Here is a 425-nt window from a genome sequence, read left to right on the forward strand (position 1 = left end):
TTCTACTTCACATCAGCCGGAAATTAAACAGGTGATTTCTTTGCAGAACATTGTCGAAGCGAAAGCAATTGTCAATCAAATTTATCTGGATGAAAAAATTGAAAAATATATTCTGGATATGGTTTTTGCAACCCGTTATCCTGAAAAATATGGACTTTCTGAATTGAAAAATTACATTAGTTTCGGAGCTTCTCCAAGAGCATCCATTAATTTAGCAATCGCTTCGAGGGCGTATGCGTTTTTGAAAGGCAGGGCTTTTGTAATTCCTGAAGATGTAAAAGCTTTATCGCAGGATGTTTTAAGACACAGAATTGGATTGACATTCGAAGCGGAAGCTGAAGAAATTACTTCTGAGGAAATTGTAAATAGAATGTTAGCTAAAATTCAAGCACCCTAAGTAATGTAACAATTTACCAGTGTAACAG

Annotated in this window: 1 protein-coding gene; it reads left to right on the top strand. The window is 35.3% G+C overall.

Annotated features, from left to right (window positions below; genetic code table 11):
• Positions 1-397 (top strand): MoxR family ATPase (locus tag D7V77_RS42715; RefSeq protein ID WP_233597593.1); only part of this gene is annotated, 397 nt, incomplete at its 5' end.
• Positions 398-425: the final 28 nt, after the last annotated feature.

It is taken from the genome of Corallococcus sp. CA041A (genome assembly GCF_003612075.1).
Lineage (GTDB): Bacteria > Myxococcota > Myxococcia > Myxococcales > Myxococcaceae > Corallococcus > Corallococcus exiguus.